The organism is Natrialba magadii ATCC 43099 (assembly GCF_000025625.1).
Lineage (GTDB): Archaea > Halobacteriota > Halobacteria > Halobacteriales > Natrialbaceae > Natrialba > Natrialba magadii.
The window spans coordinates 90,916-109,074 of record NC_013924.1; the positions used below are offsets into that span (position 1 = coordinate 90,916).

Genomic DNA, 18,159 nt, shown 5'->3' on the forward strand with positions numbered 1-18,159 from the left:
ATTAGCTGTAGTCGATCCGCGGATCGAGATACGTGTAGGCGATGTCGACACCGAAGTTAGCCACCATCACGATGACTGAGTAGACCAGGATCGTCCCCTGAACGACCGGATAGTCACGCTGGAGGACTGCATCTACCAGTAATCGGCCCATTCCCGGCCACGAGAACACGACCTCAATAATGACTGTTCCCGAGAAGATCAGCGGGACCTGGAGTCCGATTAATGTCACGACCGGAATGAGGGCGTTTTTCATCCCGTGCGTGTAGATGACCGCTTTCGAGCCAATTCCCTTCCCGCGGGCCGTGCGGATGTAGTCCTCGTTGAGGATTTCGAGCATTGACGAGCGCATCAGCCTCGTCAGAAGGCCCGCTCTCCGTGTCCCCGTCGCAATCGCTGGTAAGAGGATGAACGACCACCACGTGAAGGTGAATATTACCCCTTCGCGCCCGGACACTGGGAAGAACTGCCAGCGGACCGCGAATAGGTATATTAGGATCAAGCCGAGCCAGAACGACGGCATCGAGAGCCAGAAAATCGCGAAGAACATCGACGTGTTGTCGACCCACGAGTACTGGCGAACGGCGCTGATCACGCCGAGCGGAATGGCGATAATGACCGTGAGTGCCATCGCGACGAGTGCAAGTTCTAGCGTCGGCCCTAACCGTTCGATGATCAGCGTCGTCACTGCTCGTCCGGACTGGATCGACGTCCCTAGATCTCCCTGCAGTACGCCGGCCATCCAGTCGAAGTATCTGATGTGTGCTGGCTGATCCAGCCCCATTTCTTGCTCGAGTTGAGCAACTGCTTCCGGACTGGCACCGTCGCCGAGTGCAAGCCGAGCGGGATTACCCGGTGCGGCGTAGACGATCGATGAAATTACGATGGTGACCCCCAACATCACGGGGATCATTTGCAGTGCTCGTCGAACAGTGTACGCTAGCATTGTTAGCTCCGATCAACATCCACCGCATGGAGGTTGTACTGATCAGGAGATGGCCACCATGGGTGATCGGTCCAGGCATCCACGCTGATCTCGTTTTTGGCCGCGTAGAACTTGACGAAGCCTACAAGTGGCACGACGGGGACCTCCTCGAGGATGTGCTCCTGTGCCTCGTGAAGCAACGCCTCTCGCTCGGCATCGTCGGGTTCGACCTCCGCCTGATCGATGATCTCGTCATACTCGTCGCTCTGGTACAGCGAGTAATTGCTCCCACCGTCGGGCGCATAGTTTTGGCTGTGAAGGGTCGATGCAAGCGTGTTGTTGGCAATGTATCCTCCACTCAGTGCCATCGTCACCAGATTGTGCTCGCCGCCCTCCACTCTGTCGTACAGTGTCCCCGACTCGAGAATCTCTAGATTGGCTTCGAAGCCGACCTGGCTGAGCATATCCTGTGTGACTTCTCCGATACTCGAGTAGGGCTCCATCTCGAAGGCGAAGAACGAAACCGAGAGATCGTCGCCGTTTCTTGTCCGGACTTCTCCTTCTTCGTCGTTCTCCCATCCTGCGTCGTCGAGAAGTTCACGGGCAGTGTCGAGGTCTTGCTCGTACCCTGTCTCTCGTGCGGTTGCTTCGTCCAGTCCACCGACAGCCATTGGGGGACACAGACTGTAGATTGGATAGCCTTCGCCGTGGAATGCAGCGTTGACTATTGCCTCTTGATCGACAGCGTATGCCATCGCCTGTCTCACTTCTACCTCGTCGGTTGGCTCCGCTTCGACGTTGATTGACAGGAAGGTCGGGTGCGCGTCGTCGACACGCTCGAGTTGCGTGTTATCGTGCGCCTCTACATCTTCGGCATCGCTCGCTGCGATCATCATGCTTCCGTCGACGTTGCCGACAGTAACCTCGTTGAGCAGCGTCGTTGGTTCCGGGACGATTCTGACGTGGTACTCCTCGAAGTTGATCGGGCCATCGTTGCTGAGGAAATCCGGCCCTCGGTCGTAGTCTTCGTTGCGTGAATAGACGATTTCATCGTCACGCACCCACTCTTCGAACACGAGCGGTCCTGTCCCGACAACTTCTTCCTGTCCGTAGTCGTCTCCTGCTGCTTCAACTGCCTCCCGTGAGGCGAATCCCATCTGGACGTTTGCCAGGTATTGTGGGAACAGCGGATGTGGCTCCTCGAAATGGAACGTCAACTCGTAGTCTCCGGTTGCATCGATCTCTTCGAGCGTCCCGAACTGCCAGGCGTCCGGCGAGTTCTCTTCGGCCCGCTCGAGGTTCCACTTGGCGACGTCTGCATTGAACTCAGTTCCGTCGTGAAACTCGACGCCCTCCTCGAGTTGGATTACGTACTCGGTCTCGTCGTCGTTCGTTTCGTACTCCGTTGCCAGCCACGGCTGCGGTTCGAGATCCGGATCGATCGTAAACAATCGCTCGTGGACCGGCGTCAGACACATACTCTCCGGCACGCGGTTTGTTTCGTGTAGGTCGAGCGTTCCCGGATCGGAGTCGAGTGCGTCGACGAAAATTTCGTCGTTCCCATCGCCATCGGCCTGGTCCGCACAGCCTGCGAGCGCGAGTACACCCCCTGCACTGAGCGCGCTAATTAGCTCTCTTCGGTTAAACTGCATATTGCCATCGGGTTCCATGGTACGGTATGTCTTGCTCTATTATATAAACATTTCGATGACTGTCCCAAGTTGATTGCTATTTTTCTGAGAACAGCACGTCTTTGTACCCTACCCAAACAGTCAAGTGCCATCTAATCAGTTGCTGGTAACGTATGGCACAGCCGTACCTTCCAGTAGACGAATATGACGCCCGTCTTGAACGGGCACGTAACGCAATCGCCGAAACCGACGTCGATGCTCTGTGTCTGTTTTCCGCGACCAGCATCGAGTGGCTTACCGGATTCTGGCACCTCCAGACCGAGCGCCCAGTCTGTCTCACAGTGACCGACGAGACGGTTGCAGTCACGGTCCCGCGACTCGAACTCGAGCGAGCGGAGGTCGTCGACCACGTCGACGAGGTGTACAACTACTACGATTATCCTGGCGGAAGCGGTGAGTATCCGGTGCACAGTTCCCAGACGCCGGAAGCCACCATCAACGACATGCTCGACGATCTCGGTGTCGAGTCGGCCTGTGCAGATATGGACGGCGCACCAGGATTCTGGGGCTACTCCGGCCCGTCGCTGTCGGAGCTCGCTGGGGTCGACGTCGAAACTGTCGAGTGGATTACCGAATGGCGGAAAACCAAATCCGACGCCGAGATCGACCTCGTCATGGAATCGGGCAAGTGGGGGAACCTTGCCCACCGGTATCTGGCGGAGTACGCCGAACCAGGCAAACACGAGCTCTGGGTCGCCAAACGGGCGAGCCTCGATGCGTCCATGGCGATGTTCGATACGCTCGGCGACGAATACCAGTCCCACCTCCGGGGCGGATTTCCGGCGTCGTGTAGCTTCCTCTCTGGACCGAACACTGCGCTCCCACACGGTCTCACCGAAAACCGCCGCCTCGAGGAGGGCGACGTGCTCGTGACTGGCGCGTCTTCGAACGTCGGCGGATACAAAAGCGAACTCGAACGGACGATGTTCGTGGGCGAGCCGACCGACGAGCAGGAACACTACTTCGAGCTGATGCTCGAGGCGCAGACCATCGCGATCGACGAGAGCGGACCCGGTGTTCCGTGTGCTGATGTCGACCAGGCCGTTCACGACTACTTCGACGAACAGGGTGTCCTCGAGTACACCCAACACCACACCGGACACAACATCGGAATGGAAGGCCACGAACGGGAGTTCATCGACCGCGGAAGCAAAGAAATCATGGAGCCCGGTCATATCTACAGTATCGAGCCGGGAATCTATATTCCAGACGACGCCGGCTACCGCCACTCGGACACCATCGTCATTACTGAGGACGGGATCGAGATGGTCACGTACTATCCGCGAGATCTGGAAAGCAACATCATCACCTGGTAATCGGTTCAGCAGTCCGAGCGCATCTGTCTCCTATATCGTCCGTTCCTCCGGAACGATCTCTTTTGGATATTGCACGTAGTTCTCGTACCCGTCTTCTGTGATCTCGACGATGTCCTCGAGTCTGACGCCGCCGCGTGAGGGGTCGTACACGCCTGGTTCGATGGTGACGACGTGTCCGGTCTGGAGTTGCTCGTTCGCCGAGAGGAACGGCCGCTCGTGGAGACTCGATCCGATGCCGTGTCCGGCACCGTGGTACATGCCAACGTCCACATCGCCGGTTTCGAAGCCGTACGCAGCGAGTTCCTCGGCAACCCGATCTTGAACGTGGCTGGCAGGTTGGCCGGCACCATCCTCGAAGACGTCGAACGCGCCATCGAGGGCGTCGGAGACCGCACCGTAGGCCCTTTGTTCCCACTCGCCGACCTCGCCGACGACGAACGTCCGACTCAGGTCGCCGTAATAGCCGTGCGGCCCTTCAGGGCCGAGGTCGAGCAGGACGGTTTCGCCGGATTCGATGTGATCGATTCCGTTGTAGTGGAGATCAGCGCATGACTCTCCGGCCCCGATAACGGTGTTCCCTGCTCCGTCGAGGCCGTTTCGTGCGAGGGCCGCGTTCACTTCCCGCCGGAGAATTTCCGTGGTCAACGGCTCCCCTTGCCAGTGTAATCCGCCACCATCGACGGTCGCAGAGGCAAGAACGGTTTCCGCCCTGGCCATTCCCCGTTGCGTCGCGAACTCGACTGCTTGCAGCAACTTTCGTTCTTCGTTCGTTTTGACGCGACGAATGTCGTCGATTGCGTCGGTTAGGACGACATTGTACCCATCCTCGCGAAACGACTGGACCGTTCGATGCTTCGCCGTCGCTGGAAGCAAGAGTGTGTCTCCCATCTCGTTCCGCTCGAGGACCGTTCGGGCGCGCTCTGTCGCGGGCGGCCGCTCGCTTGCACGTGTCATGTCGACCTCGTCTCCCGGAAACTCCCGCTCGGCCTGTTGGCCGAATCGGTCGGGGGGACACAGCGTCGCTGTCCCGTTCACGTAGACGAACGCATAGTCTCGATCCGGCCCGTTGAACCGCGTCAGATACGTGAGCACCTCGTCGAAGCAATCCCCGACGTGGACGTAGGCATCGGCATCGTGGTGCTCCAGAAGCGGCTCGATTCGCTTGTACTTAGTCGAGATGCGACGTGGATAGTCAACCATAGAGTCACTGTCGCAGTTCAATCTAAGAATGTTCCGGTGTGTCATGCCACGCCCGCTAGTCGAGGACGGGCTGATAGACCGTCGATGAACGGATGGCTGTGACATCATAACATAAAACACTCCCCCACGACAAAGACGGGTATGAGCATGCAGCAGTCAGTCTCGTGTCTACGGCTGACTCTCGACCTTTGGCATCCCGGCTGTTGGGCGATCGATGCAACCGGACGCGCTGACGGCGGAATCCTCGCTCATACGGTGTACACGTCACCGCACGGACGAGGGTCCCACTCGAGTACGGCTAACGGGCTGTTCACCGCGTTCGGCGACACATCACAACAGATACAGGACGTCCTCGATGCGGTTCGAGACTCGAGCCAGACGGTGCAGGTCCACGAGCTCCAAGAGCAGTTCGGGCACGAACGAGATGTGCCGGCAAACATCGCACGGGAATTCTTTCTCGAGTACGATCCCGGCGAGATGGTCTGTCCGGTCTTGCTGGAAAACGGGTTCGTCCACCGCACCCCTATCAGAATTCAAGATGGGATCGAAGAATGGAACCTCTGCTTTATCGGGGATCGGTCGAGGGTCACAGACGCGCTCGACGATGTTCGTAAGCAGGCTGACGCGGAGGTGACCGTCACGTCTATCACGACGGCTGAGGCGGCCGATCATACGTCGCGCAGCCAGCGACTCGACACGCTCACACCGGCCCAGCGGAAGGTGTTCGAACACGCTCGTAACGCCGGTTACTACGAGTGGCCGCGAAAGACGACGACACGAGAACTGGCCGACGATCTCGATATCGCCAAATCGACGCTCCTCGAACACCTTCGAGTCGCCGAATCCAAGCTTCTCGATCCCTGAACCGTCCACTTCCGGGATTCGAGGATCCGTACGGAATTGCTGCACCGTCGCCGACGGTACCGTGGCCTATCCGTGGCTGCGGTTACAGCGACCGATAGCAGTTCTAGTGACTGATAGCAGCCCCGCTGACTGACAGCAGTTCTACAGTAACAACTGCAATTATTTAGACACTGATCGCACAGCTGTGATGCGATCAGGTGTGCATTGGCTTGCAGTGGCTACTATAGTGACTGAAGCAGTTCGCCGTAGACGGCGACCGTCGCACGACCGTCACTCCCTCCACTACCGCCCGATAACCGCTCGAGCCGCAAAGAGGAGATTCTCCTTTCGCTCTCGAACTCGTCGGTAAAAGTACGACAGCCACTTCGAACCGTACGGAACGTACTGATAGACCTCGATATCGTCCGACGCCAGTTCGTACTGCCGATCGGTTCTGACGCCCATCAGCATCTGAATTTCGTACGGCGTTCCGTACTCCCGGTGGTATTCTCTGGCGGCGTCGATAACCATCGGGTCGTGGCTCCCGATCGCGACGCCATCGTCGAACGCCTCGAACATGTATTCGATAAGCTCGAGGTACACTTCGTCGACTTTCTCTTTGCTCGTGTAGGCGACATCGCTGGGTTCGTCATATGCGCCCTTCACGATCCGAACCTTCCCCGGCGCATCGGCAAGCCGCTCGAGGTCTTCTCGCGTGCGTCTGAGATTTGCCTGGAGACAGAGGCCCATTCCGCCGCCATGGTCGCGAACAAGGGATTCGTATGCGTCGAGCGTCGCGTCCGTCGTCGTGTGATCTTCCATATCGACCCAGACGAAGACGCCTTTCTTATCGCCTCGTTCGGCGATTTCGGCGAGATTGTTCTCAAAGACAGTCTCACCGACATCGAGACCGATCTGTGAGGGTTTGACTGAAATGCAGGCCGCAGCTCCCGACGCTGCAATGTTGTCGACAAGTTCAAGATACGTGTCGGTATCCTCTGTGGCAGGCTTTGGATCGTGGTAGTGCTCTCCGAGGAGATTGAGGATCGCACTTACGTCCCGCTTGTTCAGCGTCTGGGCATGATCGAGCGCTTCGGACGGTGTTTCGCCCGCAACAAACCTGTTGGCGACAGGGGGAATCATTTATCGATAGTGGTGTGATCCAAGCGTTATAATATAGCACCCGACCAATTCATACGGGGATTATTGGGTGGGAAGAAAGGAGACTATCGACCATGATCGGTCGGGGTTACATAGGGATAAACACGAAGTACTACCCATGTCTCTGGAAACCGAGATGGAGTCGTACCAACACTATATCAACGGCGAATGGACCGACGGCGATGGAACGGAGACGTTCGCGAGTGAAAACCCGGCAACTGGTGACCAACTCGCGACGTTCCAGCGCGGCACCGAGGACGATGTCGACGCTGCGTTGGCTGCAGCGAACGACGCGTTCGAGGAGTGGCGAGAACTCTCCCACATCGACCGCGCGGAGTACCTCTGGGACATCTACCACGAACTGCGCGAGCGCCACGACGAGTTGGGTGAGATCATCTCCAAGGAGTGTGGCAAGGAGATCTCCGAAGGGAAAGCAGACGTCGCTGAGGCCTGGCACATGGTCGAGTGGGCGGCAGGCAACGCGCGCCACCCACACGGGGACGTGGTACCGAGCGAAGTCGGCTCGAAAGATGCGTACATGCGCCGGAAACCTCGTGGCGTTATCGGCTGCATCACGCCGTGGAACTTCCCGGTTGCAATTCCGTTCTGGCACATGGCCATTGCCCTCGTCGAGGGCAACACGGTCGTCTGGAAGCCAGCCGAACAAACGCCATGGTGTGGCCAGATCATCGCCGAGATGTTCGAGGACGCCGGCATTCCGGACGGTGTCTTCAACATGGTTCAGGGCTTCGGCGACGCCGGCGCGGCCATCACGGACGACGAGCGCGTCAACACCGTCCTGTTCACCGGATCCGCCGAGGTTGGCCAGGAAATCGCCAGCAAAGTCGGCGGCGAGCCCGGCAAACTCGCGGCCTGCGAAATGGGCGGCAAGAACGGCATCATCGTCACCGAGGAAGCCGACCTCGACATCGCCGTTCACTCGGCGATCATGTCGAGCTTCAAGACGACCGGCCAGCGCTGTGTCTCGAGCGAGCGCCTGATCGTCCACACCGACGTCTACGACGAGTTCAAGGAGCGTTACGTCGACATTGCCAAGGATGTCGCCGTCGGAGACCCACTGCAGGAAAACACCTTCATGGGGCCGGCCATCGAGCCAGAGCACGTCGAGAAGATCAAGAAGCACAACGAGTTGGCAGAACAGGAAGGCGCAGACGTGCTCGTCGACCGCTTCGAACTCGAGGACGACGAGATTCCTGAGGGCCACGAGGACGGCAACTGGGTCGGTCCGTTCGTCTACGAAATCGAGTACGATACCGACCTGCGCTGTCTGAAAGAGGAGTGCTTCGGCCCACACGTCGCACTACTCGAGTACGACGGCGACATCGAGGACGCAGTCGAAATCCACAACGACACGCCATACGGTCTCGCTGGCGCCATTATCTCCGAGGACTACCGCCAGATCAACTACTTCCGCGACCGCGCGGAGATCGGGCTTGCGTACGCGAATCTACCGTGTATCGGCGCAGAGGTCCAGCTTCCGTTCGGCGGCGTGAAGAAGTCCGGAAACGGCTACCCGTCCGCGCGTGAGGCCATCGAGGCCGTTACCGAGCGGACTGCGTGGACGATGAACAACTCCAAGGACATCGAGATGGCACAGGGCCTCTCGGCTGACATCGTCACTCGAGACGACTAACCGGTAGCACCGAGGTGTGCAGTCGTATTTTTCGAGTAACCTGTTGCTAGTATCACGGATCGGTGTTTCTGGGTTGAGTTCCCAACGAAGACTTCTCTTGGGTGTCTGGAATCACAAGTCGTTGCCGGAGAGGATTGTGTGATCAGTTGCTATGACAGACGGTGCCGTCAAACACTATTCAGTTCGGCTATCCGAAACTCTTATCAATATTTGGGTGTTGTCGAATATCATGGGACTCGGTGAAGGAAAACTGAGCACGACGGCCACCTCACTGGCGATTCTCGATCGCATAACGGATGAAAACGGGGCGACGTTGCGAGAGTTAGTCGATGAAACCGGCCTCGCAAAGAGTACTGTTCACAAACACCTCTCTACGCTATGCGAAAACGGCTACCTAGTCAAATTCGGTGAAACCTACAAACTCAGTCTCCACACACTCTCTCAGGGCCGGCAAGCGATCAAAATGCGGCCTCACTTTTCGACCGTCGAACAGCGCGTTCGAGAACTCGCAAACCAGACGAATACGGAGGTTGACTTCACCGTCGAGGAGAACGGGCGGTTGATTATCGTCTTTGAATCGGTCGGCAGTTCGAACGGGGTTAACTTCCGGTCGGGAGCGGAGTTTCATATGCATAATGCAGCAGCCGGGAAGGCGATCCTGGCCGAGTACCCCGACGAACGCGTCGACGAGATATTAGATACGTGGGGGATGCCGAAGAAAACACCAAATACGACTCACTGCCGAGAGAAATTAGAATCTGAGTTAGTGGAGATTAAGGAAAACGGGTATGCAATAAGTGATGGGGAACCAGTTGAGGGATACCGGTCCGTGAGTTCGCCTATCATGAACGAAGATGGCACTGTCCTGGGTGCGATAAGTGCCGGCGGTCCAACCTACAGAGTCGAGTATTCGCGACTTAGCGGGGAGCTAGCCGAGAAAGTCGCTGCAACTGCTCAATCGCTCTCTAACGACATTGCGAAGACCACTATCGAATGAGTTTCGCTATCGTAAATTATTCCTATGAAAAACGATGATGAACTGTCTGCGCCGTGCTACTGCTGAAAGAAATCGATTGTTCCGATTACAATAAAGCGGGTCTTCTGCAAACGAAATATCTGGGCGGTAGTTAGTTTACAACTGTACTATTGTAATCCAATATGGGTCGAGAACGTTTGCTGCACTGCTGATGACCGGTGTTTCTCACCGAGAGTAGGCGTTGTCGGGAATTGCGGTTCGGCGGTACAGACAGAAATTAGCCGGTACAACGGCCATTAGTGGCACTGGTTATTCAAGATGGGTTACTGGTTGAAATCCGTGCACTCTGCCGTTCACTGACGTCCGGTCTGTCACTTGCTCGCGCACTTGATGTCACATGTCGGTGAGCAGTTGGCAAAACCATCATGACCTTGAGATCAAATGGCAAACATCAGAACCTGAATACTTACTTTGAACTATTCACGACTCACCTGCCGACGCTCGGCGCTCGTTGGCAGTCTCTCGGCGAACTCATCGATCGCCGGTATTCAATCCGAGACGCTGCCAGTTTCTCTGCAGTCGGGATGGAATCATATCAAAACCAGGACTAGTGCCGTTGAAACCGATGTCTTCGAGCATTCCGTTCCGAGATACCGTCACAAGAGTGGCGGAGCATGGTTCCCGGCAATTGCCTCGATTGAAGCGGCTCCCGACCAAGAGTACGGACACTCTGGGGGCGAAATCGTGTCTCCATTGAGGTCGAAACGGGAGAGATGGAAGAGATGTCGTTTAACAAACGGGGGACAAGAGAGACAACGAGTGCCACCATAGATCACGTCCAAACACTCCTTGAAGAGAAGGGTGTCGTGAAGGCGGCGGTAGACGGAGCCGAAACGAGGGAAATCGCGATCAACCATCAACGTTGAACCGGGTGCGGTCACGGACGAGTCCTCGAACACATGGAAGCCATTGACTCGGCGGAATTCGAGAGCCAGGCCGCTGTCGTCCCTGTCGTACGCCATGCAACAATGTATTCGAACGATGCTCATCCAGATACATTGTAACACAGGAGTTCCTCGAACCAGTCTTCCGGTGAGTTGAGTTTAGCATAAGATAGTTTAGATATGCCTGGAGATGATGTTTCAAGACACCTCTGAACTTCGCCAGCCACTGGCGAAGGAAGCTGTGCGGTTCTCGCAGGTGTTTGTGTAGGCGTCGCCGATGACGTAGGTCTCGGAGTGGATGACGGTCAGATAGCCGTTGACCCTCTTCTTCTCTTCGATGTTCTCATGGATCGAATATCCATCCGTACAGGGAATGACACTGCCGTCACCGTACTCTGCGATGTCTTCGTCAGCGTCCTTGCGCGGACTCGAATCCTCGCCCTCACGTCCTTTCTCACCAGCAGTCACGTAGATATCGTCGGCTTCATACCTCGGAAAGTTCGAGCTCGTCGATGCCACCACTCGCTTCTTGGACTTCGTGGAGGAAGTCAAGAACGGCCTCGTAATCACGGTCAAGATCATGAGCAATCTGAGCGGTCGGCTCAGATCGCATCTCCTTGATCGTGTAGACCATCTCTTCAAGTTCGAATCGCTGCCGGCCAAAAATCGTGTCCGTGAGGTCGTTGAAGTACGTCTCGCAGTCTTTGCACCAGTACTGCTGAGCGTCTTTCCTGTGGTTCCCCGCTTGACGACCTCGTTGCTTCCGCGGTGGGGACACGTCACGGTCTCTCCGAAGCGGGCGAGACGGAGACGTTCAAAACACCGTTCACGTGATGGGAGGAAGACTTGAGCAGATTCTTCATCCATCGTTGACTGGTCATTTATTTGCCAGCAAAATCGATGTTACGACGTCGGGGTAAGCGCCGCGCTAAAGCGCGATGATTTGGGCCTGTTCAGCCTCTAATCGAACTGAGCAGCAAGAACCGCCACAGAGCGACTAGCAAAAGGGCTAGCACTTCCAAGGCGGGGGTCTTTAGATCTGTGACAAGACATCATACTATGGTAGGAGGCCCATGTCTCCGGCGAGCGGTGGTGGCGTCACTCGGTGCGGGGGCGTTGGCGACGGCAGGCGTGCAGGCACAAGCGGATGACCGAGTGTGACTACTATGGGTGCACAGGGCGTCCACTCAGTGTCGACGTATCGCAGGCACTTCGGGTCGTGGAGTGCAGCACTCGAGGAAGCGGGATTCGATCCCGACGATTACGACTCCATCACCTCGGACCAGTTGCGGTACAGGATCACAGACGAGGAGTTGATTTTCGATCTGCGGTGTGGCGCGGTCTTCCACGGTCATTCCCTCGTCAGACGAGTACGAGCGCTACGGCCACCATACGGTGTCGACGCTGCGGCAGTTTGGCTCGGGGGCTGAGTCACTCTCGGCAACTGCCCTCCCAGAGACAGGCACGGAAATCGATCTCCCACTCGGCGAGATCGAGGTGCTCGAGGCACTCGTGGAAGCCGAACTGGGCGAGAGGCGAGAAGTACGCAGACGACGAACTCACAGCAATATGAGCAACTCAGATTCGAACACAGGCACGGACGCGAGCGCAATACTGGTACTGATCCCGATCGCGATTATCTTGGTGGCTGCGGCGGCGGTCCCGGCGTGGATTGTCTGGTCGACGGCACCACCAGTCGGTGGGGAGTTCTACCCCTACATCCGACTGGCGACGACGATGATCACGGCGATTGTCGGCGCATTCATCGGCGCGTTCATCCTGCAATCCGCAGTGACGATCGCACGCGACCTGACGGGCGGTGGACGTGAGTGAAGGGGACACTGTGCGGACGAGGCGACCGCTCTCACTCGTAGCTGTCGCTGGTCGTTCTTTGATGACGGGGGCGCAGCGCCCCCAGTTACGGCTACAAGGCGCATTCCTAGCTCTGCCACCATAAGAGATCTAGTTGAGGAACCAAACCCAGGTTAGGCAACTTAGCTGACTAAGGTACCTAAGTCGGCTAAGGCAACTAAGATAGCTAGACCACTGTTGATCTGGAATAGAGTCGGAGCTATCGACAGCAGATATCAGCCCGGCAGAGCCGGTACTTGCCGATTAGAATGTGGGGAAAATATCTATGCGTGACGGAACAGCTGGTCAGTTCCCCATTGTAGTCACGTCAAACGGTGGTTCAGCATCTGCGGGCAGCGGCGTCTCGTACGCGTCCGTACCGATCTCCGTCTCGAACTCGTCGTGTGCCGCCTCAAGCGTCGATTCGTCGGCCAGCAGATCGTAGGTCGTTCCGGCAAGCACCTTCGCGGCAAAGGCAACACCCTCTTTGCCAAAGTCTCCGTTTGCCGCGACGACCTGCCAAGAGTGACCGGGTGCGCCGACCGGCCACGTCGCCGCACGGAACTGTCCCGTCGGGACGATCCAGCTCACGTCCCCGACCTCCGTCGAACCGTGCGACTGTCGGTCCTCGTCGTAGGCCTGGACCGGGTCCGAATACAACGCCTCGTCGCGGATCTCCGCGTAGAGCTCATCCGGTACGTTCGCGAGGTTGGACTCGATCCGGTCTTCGGGGATCGTTTCCCGGAGGTCGCGGGCGAACTCGTGATCGTCTTCGGTGTAGTCGATGGGGCCGACTTCCTGCATATTCTCCCAGATGACATCCGAGACGACGTTGTTAGCACGGTAATCGTAGCAGCCGGTCAGGAATCGTTCTGTGACGTCCGTTTGAGTCATCATCGCGGCCGCCTCGGCGATGTCGCGCAGCCAGTCGGTGTTTCGTTCGACCTCCTCGCGGTCGGGAGCGCGGACGAAGTACCAGACGGTCGCCTCCGCTGGGACGACGTTTGGCGCCTGGCCACCGTCAGTAATGGCATAGTGTAGCCGCGCGTCATCGGAGATGTGTTCGCGCATGTACTCGACGCCGGTGTTCAGCAGTTCGACGCCGTCGAGTGCGCTTCGTCCGGAATCGGGCGAGCCGCCGGCATGCGCAGAGACGCCTTCGAACGTGAACATAAGCGAGTTGAGTGCGTTCGTCGAGCCCAGCCTGGGCGTGTTCAGATCGCCTGGGTGCCAGGTGATCGCCGCGTCGACGTCGTCGAAGGCTCCTGCACGAGCCATGTAGGTCTTCCCAACGAGGGTCTCTTCGGCGGGACAGCCGTAGAAGACAACCCTTCCCTCGAGTTCACCGGCGTCGATTGCGTCTGCGACGGCGATGGCGGCGCCGACGCCGGCCGTCCCGAAGAGGTTGTGCCCGCAGCCGTGCCCAGGCCCGTCCGGTTCGACGGGCTCGCGATTGGCACTTACGTCCTGTGAGAGTCCTGGAAGCGCGTCGTACTCGCCGAGGATACCGATCGCCGGCTCCCCGTCGCCGTAGGAGGCGATGAACGCCGTCGGCATTCCGCCGATGCCGGTCTCGATTTCGAACCCCTCCTCATCGAGCGCGGATATCAGAATCTTCGCAGACTCCTCCTCGTGAAGCCCGAGTTCGGGATTCTCCCAGAGATCCTGTGCGATACGCTTCAATTGCGGTTCGTACTCGTCGATTCGACCGAACAGCGTTGACTTGTCCATGACATGTCCCTGACGAGTGGTATATTAAAGCTACGTCCTCCGGAACCTGTTCACAGCGACCAACTCAATAGGTGCCGTGGCAACTACTCGCGGGATACCGCTCGTGGGACATTGTGTCCGAATCCAAACCCCGTGTCTATTTCGTCTCGAAATTGAATCCAGTATTCTTTGGGGATATACTTAAGCCGACAACCGTGGAGCACCCAGTACGAAGGCACAATGAACGACATCATCGATCCACGACCGCCACTCCCAGAGTGGATTCTCGACGCCTACGATGTCATTCTTTCCCAGGGAGTCGAACCTGGGTATCACGGGGACGCGCAGTCGGTTTCTCGAGAGCAGGCCCACGATATTCTTCTCAGCACCGATGAACTCGCACTCGAAGCGGTAGATGTGGACCATGCACTTACCCGGCTACTCGAGAGGGGGTACTTCTACGAAGTTGATGACGAACTCCGTGTGACAACACCAGAAAATTGAACTGGTGTCCAGGAACACAACTGTCCACTACAGTTGTGCACTCGTCGCTGATCAACCTGCCAGCTACGGCAGGGATTCTCATCGCTGTAGAAGGCGCAAGACGCGTATTTGTCCCGTGTGCCATGTGCCGTGTGCCGTATTCCCTCCAGAACTAGCCCGTACCGACCAGCCAATTAGCGGGCTTGGCCCCCGAGCTACCCGAATTCTATAATCGCACCAGAATACTTTTTCACGTGATTACACAATATTGTGGATATGTGTGCGAAGCATACAACAGGGACGGGATCGCTCTTTGAGTGGCCAGCAAACCCGATCGGGTACGTTGCCATCATTATGGCACTCATAACAGGAGTGCTCCACTTGATAGCATCAACAAACGCGATTGAAATGAGTGAGATATTAGCTCTCCTCTTTATTTTGAACGGGCTCGGCTTCATTGGCGGAGCGATCCTCTACGTCACGCGATATTGGCAACCGTGGTTGTTCCTCGTTGCCGCCATCTACTCGATCGTAACGATTCTGGCGCTCTTCCCTGTACAAGGGTGGGGCGTGGAGGCGTTCTATATGCAGGGGAGTATCAATCCGATCGCAGTGATTACTAAGGCCGCCGAAGCCATTCTCGCAGTCTGTGCCCTCTATCTCTACGCCGGGACGCGGTAAACGACCACGGGGCAGGTGACCCGTGGAACTCTCGCTGTTTTCTTTAGAGAGGTATATTGCTGGACCAGTACGGTACTACTGATGCGTTTCAGACTACGGATTGCGGTCTGGTCGTTCAATGACCTTGGCCACAGTGATGATAGCGTCTACCTCAGGGGGTGTGCCGGTTACTTCTACTACGCCCTCTTCAGAGTCATACTCAACGTACGTTGCTTCAGCTGCTTTCGGCAAATCACTATGGTAGAGGCTCATTTCAACGTCTTTGAACATTTCGTCCGGAATTGAGAGTTGTCCGCCACTCGTTTCCCACTCAGAAACTTGTTCAGCGAGTTCATCTATTGGAACTGGACCGTCCTCTTGCTCAAGATAATACAACGCGTACCGTCGCCGCTCTTTGCTTAGAAGATCAAATACCAGATCTAACGATTCTATTCTAATCACTATTTCACCATGTGTAATAAAACTCACCATGGGTTGGACACACTCAACGCGTACGCGGTTTGTCCGACCTAAAACGGATGAGATGTAACATTACCCAATATCTGGATCTGGGAGAAGCCCTTATACGCATCGCCATATTTTCTGTGTTAAATGCCATCATCACCGGGCTCAGATGCGGAGTCACAAGTCCATACACGCATCCGTCAACAGGAGGCCGTTGCCGAACTGGGACAGCAGGCGCTCGAGACTGATGATCTGGACCACTTGATGGAGGAGGCAGTCACTGTTGTCGCTGAGACCCTCGATGTCGAGTATGCAAAGGTTCTCCAGTTGCTTCCCGGTGGTGACGACGTCTTTCTCCGTCAAGGCGTCGGCTGGCGCAATGACCTCGTCGGGAATGCGACAGTTCCTGCTGATCTCGACTCACAGGCAGGGTACACACTCCTCTCCGAAGAGCCGATTATTGTCGATGACCTCTCCATTGATGAGCGGTTCTCTGGCCCGGCGTTGCTCACCAGCCACAACGTTGTCAGCGGGATCAGCGTCATCATTGGGTCAGTTGAAGACCCATGGGGCGTTTTTGGAACCCATACGACCGAGAAGCGATCGTTTACCGAACACGACGCAAACTTCGTCAAAAGCGTCGCCAACGTGCTCGCCTCGGCTATCGCGAACAGGAAAACACGAAACGAACTCGAGGAGATGCACAGTCGCATCTCGGATGCGTTTTACTCACTCAACGAAAATGGGGATTTCACGTACCTCAACGACCGTGCGAAAGAGTTAATCGATTTTACAGACGAGGGCCTCGTTGGTAACCACGTCTGGGACACGTTCGAGTGGGCAGCCGACTCGAAACTCAGAACGGAGTACGAACGAGCGATGGAAACACAGGAACCGACCTCGTTCGAGTTTTACTATCCTGAGCCACTCGATACATGGTTCGAAGTCAACGCGTATCCATCTGAAACAGGTCTCTCAGTCTACTTCCGCGACATTACGGATCGAAAGGTGCGCGAAGCGGAGTTTCGGATGGTCGCGGAGAACATCGGAGAAATCATCTGGATAACCGATCCAGAAACGATGGCATATCAGTACATTAGCCCCTCATTCGACGATATCTGGGGTGTTAGTCGACAGCGGCTGTACCATGACCCAAGTTCATATCTCCAATGGGTCCACCCAGAAGATCGCGAACGCGTCCGCACGAACTTCAATAACCTTCCGGATGAGCCGCTTGATGAGACGTTCCGAGTCGTGAGACCTGACGACGAAATTCGGTGGCTCCGCGTCCGAGGGAAACGCGTCGAGAACGACGAGGGAATCACTCGAGTGATTGGTATTGGTCAAGACCTCACCGAACGCAAAGCGTACGAGCACAAACTCGAAGAGTCAAACGAACGACTCGAGCAGTTTGCCTACGCCGCCAGCCACGATCTACAGGAACCGTTGCGGATGGTCTCGAGTTATCTCCAGCTCATTGAGAGTCGGTACGCAAACGAACTCGGCGACGACGGTGAAGAGTTCCTCGAGTTCGCCATCGACGGAGCCGACCGGATGCGAGAAATGATCGACGCGCTCCTCGAATATTCGCGAGTGGATACACAGGGTGATCCGTTAGAACCGGTCGATTTGGATCGGCTCCTCGAGGACGTCCAAACGGATCTTCAGATACAACTCGAGGAGAGTAATGCAATAGTCACCACTGACGACCTACCGTGGATCAAAGGTGATGACAGTCAGCTACGGCAAGTCTTCCAAAATCTGCTGAGTAATGCGATTATGTACAGCGGTGATGGGCCGCCTGAGATTCACGTTGAGGCCACTTACCAGGGGCGGATGTGGGAGGTCTCAGTCCACGATGAAGGGATTGGAATCGATCCTGAGCAGCAAGATCGCGTCTTCGAGGTGTTTCACCGTCTCCACGGTCAGGAAGAGTACTCCGGAACTGGGATTGGACTGGCACTCTGTCGGCGCATCATCGAACGTCACGGGGGTGAGATCTGGGTTGAGTCCGAGCCGGGTGAGGGTTCAACATTCTCGTTTACACTTCCAGCTGCCGATCCCTGACTGCCCGCTATTGGCGGTTACCATCCCCTTACGAATCATTTGGTTAGTCTCTGTGCGTATTGTTCGATTGCGAATCTGGATAGCACAAGGCCATAGCCATTGCTTATCATACAACTTTAATAAACTCTCCAATTGGTTATTGGTATGGCAAAACTCTGCAACGAGTGTGAAGCGCATCTCAAGAAGGCCTTGGTGGCAAACGATACTTCTGAGAAA

General features: G+C 56.5%; 16 protein-coding genes and 1 pseudogene. 9 read left to right on the plus strand and 8 right to left on the minus strand.

The features are described 5' to 3' along the window. Position 1: 1 nt before the first annotated feature. Both NMAG_RS19480 and NMAG_RS19485 read right to left on the minus strand, forming a co-directional pair. Positions 2-943, minus strand: coding sequence for an ABC transporter permease (locus NMAG_RS19480; RefSeq protein ID WP_012996960.1), 942 nt, complete (start codon positions 941-943; stop codon positions 2-4). A 2-nt stretch (positions 944-945) separates the two neighbouring features. Then, positions 946-2,592: an ABC transporter substrate-binding protein gene (locus NMAG_RS19485; RefSeq protein WP_004216101.1), complete on the minus strand. Its 1,647-nt coding sequence runs from the start codon at positions 2,590-2,592 to the stop codon at positions 946-948. Between the two features lie 134 nt (positions 2,593-2,726). Here NMAG_RS19485 and NMAG_RS19490 point away from each other — a divergent pair, with 134 nt between their 5' ends. Next, on the plus strand, positions 2,727-3,929 hold the full coding sequence (locus tag NMAG_RS19490; protein ID WP_004216102.1) for a M24 family metallopeptidase: 1,203 nt from the start codon (positions 2,727-2,729) through the stop codon (positions 3,927-3,929). A 30-nt stretch (positions 3,930-3,959) separates the two neighbouring features. Here NMAG_RS19490 and NMAG_RS19495 read toward each other — a convergent pair whose 3' ends face one another. Further along, positions 3,960-5,129 (minus strand): M24 family metallopeptidase, encoded by a 1,170-nt coding sequence (locus tag NMAG_RS19495; RefSeq protein ID WP_004216103.1) that lies wholly within the window; start codon positions 5,127-5,129, stop codon positions 3,960-3,962. 141 nt (positions 5,130-5,270) lie between these two features. Between NMAG_RS19495 and NMAG_RS19500 the strand changes: the two genes are divergently transcribed. Then, positions 5,271-5,993 (plus strand): helix-turn-helix domain-containing protein, encoded by a 723-nt coding sequence (locus NMAG_RS19500; protein ID WP_004216104.1) that lies wholly within the window; start codon positions 5,271-5,273, stop codon positions 5,991-5,993. Between the two features lie 282 nt (positions 5,994-6,275). On the opposite strand, the gene NMAG_RS19505 is transcribed toward NMAG_RS19500, so the two are convergent. Beyond that, positions 6,276-7,115: a proline dehydrogenase family protein gene (locus NMAG_RS19505; RefSeq protein ID WP_004216105.1), complete on the minus strand. Its 840-nt coding sequence runs from the start codon at positions 7,113-7,115 to the stop codon at positions 6,276-6,278. 136 nt (positions 7,116-7,251) lie between these two features. Here NMAG_RS19505 and NMAG_RS19510 point away from each other — a divergent pair, with 136 nt between their 5' ends. Together NMAG_RS19510 and NMAG_RS19515 are read left to right on the plus strand one after the other, a co-directional pair. Continuing rightward, the gene (locus NMAG_RS19510; protein WP_012996961.1) at positions 7,252-8,787 is read left to right on the plus strand and encodes an aldehyde dehydrogenase family protein; all 1,536 of its coding nucleotides are present in this window, start codon (positions 7,252-7,254) and stop codon (positions 8,785-8,787) included. 229 nt (positions 8,788-9,016) lie between these two features. Continuing rightward, entirely contained in the window at positions 9,017-9,784 is a 768-nt protein-coding gene (locus NMAG_RS19515; protein ID WP_237076863.1) for an IclR family transcriptional regulator, read from the plus strand. A 1,024-nt stretch (positions 9,785-10,808) separates the two neighbouring features. On the opposite strand, the pseudogene NMAG_RS21240 reads toward NMAG_RS19515, so the two are convergent. Beyond that, positions 10,809-11,574, minus strand: a pseudogene (locus NMAG_RS21240) (transposase). Between the two features lie 290 nt (positions 11,575-11,864). Between NMAG_RS21240 and NMAG_RS22790 the strand changes: the two are divergent. After that, positions 11,865-12,137 carry a homing endonuclease associated repeat-containing protein gene (locus NMAG_RS22790; RefSeq protein ID WP_394295568.1) on the plus strand — a complete coding sequence of 91 codons (273 nt, stop codon included), beginning with the start codon at positions 11,865-11,867 and terminating at the stop codon, positions 12,135-12,137. A 1-nt stretch (position 12,138) separates the two neighbouring features. On the opposite strand, the gene NMAG_RS22795 is transcribed toward NMAG_RS22790, so the two are convergent. Continuing rightward, positions 12,139-12,270: a hypothetical protein gene (locus NMAG_RS22795; protein ID WP_394295569.1), complete on the minus strand. Its 132-nt coding sequence runs from the start codon at positions 12,268-12,270 to the stop codon at positions 12,139-12,141. A gap of 6 nt (positions 12,271-12,276) precedes the next feature. Between NMAG_RS22795 and NMAG_RS22800 the strand changes: the two genes are divergently transcribed. Then, entirely contained in the window at positions 12,277-12,540 is a 264-nt protein-coding gene (locus tag NMAG_RS22800; RefSeq protein WP_394295570.1) for a hypothetical protein, read from the plus strand. 324 nt (positions 12,541-12,864) lie between these two features. On the opposite strand, the gene NMAG_RS19530 is transcribed toward NMAG_RS22800, so the two are convergent. Continuing rightward, the gene (locus NMAG_RS19530) at positions 12,865-14,289 is read right to left on the minus strand and encodes an amidohydrolase (RefSeq protein ID WP_004216114.1); all 1,425 of its coding nucleotides are present in this window, start codon (positions 14,287-14,289) and stop codon (positions 12,865-12,867) included. Positions 14,290-14,508: 219 nt separating this feature from the next. On the opposite strand from NMAG_RS19530, the gene NMAG_RS19535 reads away from it, so the two are divergent. Both NMAG_RS19535 and NMAG_RS19540 read left to right on the plus strand, forming a co-directional pair. After that, on the plus strand, positions 14,509-14,772 hold the full coding sequence (locus NMAG_RS19535; protein ID WP_004216116.1) for a hypothetical protein: 264 nt from the start codon (positions 14,509-14,511) through the stop codon (positions 14,770-14,772). A gap of 255 nt (positions 14,773-15,027) precedes the next feature. Then, positions 15,028-15,432, plus strand: coding sequence for a DUF7475 family protein (locus NMAG_RS19540; protein WP_004216117.1), 405 nt, complete (start codon positions 15,028-15,030; stop codon positions 15,430-15,432). 93 nt (positions 15,433-15,525) lie between these two features. Here NMAG_RS19540 and NMAG_RS19545 read toward each other — a convergent pair whose 3' ends face one another. Then, positions 15,526-15,873: a DUF7344 domain-containing protein gene (locus tag NMAG_RS19545; RefSeq protein WP_237076864.1), complete on the minus strand. Its 348-nt coding sequence runs from the start codon at positions 15,871-15,873 to the stop codon at positions 15,526-15,528. A gap of 150 nt (positions 15,874-16,023) precedes the next feature. Here NMAG_RS19545 and NMAG_RS19550 point away from each other — a divergent pair, with 150 nt between their 5' ends. Next, entirely contained in the window at positions 16,024-17,943 is a 1,920-nt protein-coding gene (locus NMAG_RS19550) for an ATP-binding protein (protein WP_012996963.1), read from the plus strand. The last annotated feature ends 216 nt before the right edge of the window (positions 17,944-18,159 follow it).